Annotated in this window: 4 protein-coding genes; all 4 read left to right on the plus strand. The window is 66.3% G+C overall.

Annotated elements, in window-relative coordinates; translation table 11 throughout:
- Positions 1 to 536, plus strand: a 536-nt coding sequence (locus ACXJKR_RS30545; protein WP_457326040.1) for an ammonium transporter, incomplete at its 5' end; no start/stop codon positions are given.
- Positions 537 to 584: 48 nt separating this feature from the next.
- Positions 585 to 1,289 carry a riboflavin synthase subunit alpha gene (locus tag ACXJKR_RS30550; RefSeq protein WP_457326041.1) on the plus strand — a complete coding sequence of 235 codons (705 nt, stop codon included), beginning with the start codon at positions 585 to 587 and terminating at the stop codon, positions 1,287 to 1,289.
- 177 nt (positions 1,290 to 1,466) lie between these two features.
- Entirely contained in the window at positions 1,467 to 1,559 is a 93-nt protein-coding gene (gene kdpF / locus ACXJKR_RS30555) for a K(+)-transporting ATPase subunit F (protein ID WP_082532572.1), read from the plus strand.
- Positions 1,556 to 2,155 (plus strand): potassium-transporting ATPase subunit KdpA (locus ACXJKR_RS30560; RefSeq protein ID WP_457326042.1); only part of this gene is annotated, 600 nt, incomplete at its 3' end. The genes kdpF and ACXJKR_RS30560, both read left to right, overlap by 4 nt.

Raw genomic sequence — 2,155 nt, forward strand, 5'->3', positions numbered from 1 at the left:
CGCTGGACAAGCTGTCCGGCCTGGTCGCCGTCAATTCGTTGATGGCCATGGCCGGCGGCACGCTGGTGGCCGTGCTGCTGGGCCGCAATGACCCCGGCTTTGCCTACAACGGCCCGCTGGCCGGCCTGGTGGCCGTCTGCGCCGGCTCGGACGTCATGCACCCGCTGGGCGCGCTGGTGACGGGTGGCGTCGCCGGCTGGGTGTTCGTGCAGTTCTTCACCCTGACGCAGAACCGCTGGAAGATCGACGACGTGCTGGGTGTCTGGCCGCTGCACGGCCTGTGCGGCGCCTGGGGCGGCATCGCTTGCGGCGTCTTTGGGCAGAAGGCGCTGGGCGGCATCGGCGGCGTGTCCTTCAGCGCTCAGTTGATCGGCACGCTGGGTGGCGTGGCCTGGGCGCTGGCCGGCGGTTTCGTTGTCTATGGCGCCATCAAACGCATCACCGGCCTGCGGCTGGATGCGGAACAGGAGTTCGAAGGCGCCGACCAATCCATCCACAAGATCGGCTCGACGCCGGACCGTGAGGTCAGCTGGTAAGCTGGCCCGAACGCTGTTCAAAAAGGCCTCCCTGGAGGCCTGTTTTCCATGTTCACAGGCATTGTCCAGGGCGTCGCCCGCGTCGAATCCATCGAAGCCCGTGAGGGCCTGCACACCCTGCATCTGAAGTTCCCGCAGGGCTTCGACGCGGAGCTGGCTATTGGCGCCAGCGTCTCCTGCGACGGCGTCTGCCTGACCGTGACCGAGCGCCCAGCCTCCGACGTGGCCAGCTTCGACGTGATGGCGCAGACGCTCAGCCTCACCACGCTGGGCGGCCTGATGGTGGGCTCTGGCCTGAACGTCGAGCGCGCGGCCCGGGAAGGCGTCGAGATCGGCGGCCATCCGCTGTCCGGCCATGTGGACGTCTCCGCCCGCATTGCCGAGATCCGCAAGCCCGACAACAACCACGTCATCCGCTTCGCGCTGCCCGCGCCGTGGATGCGTTATGTCTTTGCCAAGGGTTACATCGGCGTCAACGGCTGCAGCCTCACCGTGGCCGAGGCCCGGCGCGAGCGCGACGGGTCGGGCTGGTTCGAGGTGTGGCTCATTCCCGAGACGCTGCGCATGACGACCTTTGGCGACAAGGGTGTGGGCGATGCGGTGCACATCGAGATCGAGCGCAGCACCCAGGTCGTCGTCGACACGGTGCGTGACGCGCTGGACGAGAAGCTGGGCCCGCTGCTGCCAGTGCTGGAAGCCATCGCACGGGAGCGTGGCATCGACATCACGCAGCTCGCGATAAGCAAATCTTGATGCTTTCTTGATACCCCCCGCCTCGATCTTGGCGAGGCTTTGAGGGCGCAATTTCCAGAATCACTTCCATCGTTATGGAGGTGTCATGGACATCATGTTTCTGGTTCTGGGCGCGGCTCTCGCGCTGTTGACCGGGCTCGCGGCCTGGGGCTGCGAAAAATTGGCGAGGAGGAAGTCATGAGTGGCTTCGAACTCGCCGCCGCCATCCTCGTCGTCGGGCTTGTCGGCTATCTGTTCTGGGCGCTGCTGTTCCCGGAGGACTTGTCATGAGTACCTCGGCCTGGGTCCAGCTCATCGTCTTTCTTGTCGTGCTGCTCGTGCTGGCCTGGCCACTGGCACGCTGGATTCACGCGGCCATGGAAGGCCGCGTCGGGTGGCTGCGCCGCGTCGAGCGCGGCCTGCTCAAGCTGGCCGGCGTGGATGCCGACGCCGAGCAAGGCTGGCTGCGCTATGCCCTCGGCCTGCTCGTCTTCAATGCCCTCGGCATCGCTGCCGTCTATGCGCTGCAGCGCCTGCAGCATCTGCTGCCGCTGAACCCGCAGGGCCTGGCCGCGGTGTCGCCAGACTCGGCCTTCAACACTGCCATCAGCTTCGTGACCAACACGAACTGGCARGGCTATGSCGGTGAGTCGACGATGAGCTATCTSACGCAGATGCTCGCGCTGACGGTGCAGAACTTCYTSTCGGCCGCYACCGGCATCGYYGTCGTSATCGCSYTSGTGCGTGGCTTCGCGCGCCACAGCGCCCAGGCCATCGGCAACGTCTGGGCCGACCTGACCCGCGCCGCGCTGTGGGTGCTGCTGCCGCTGTCCTTCGTCTTCGCCATCGTTCTCGCCGGCATGGGCGTCGTGCAGACGCTCAAGCCT

The sequence above is a fragment of the Roseateles sp. P5_E11 genome (assembly GCF_054049355.1).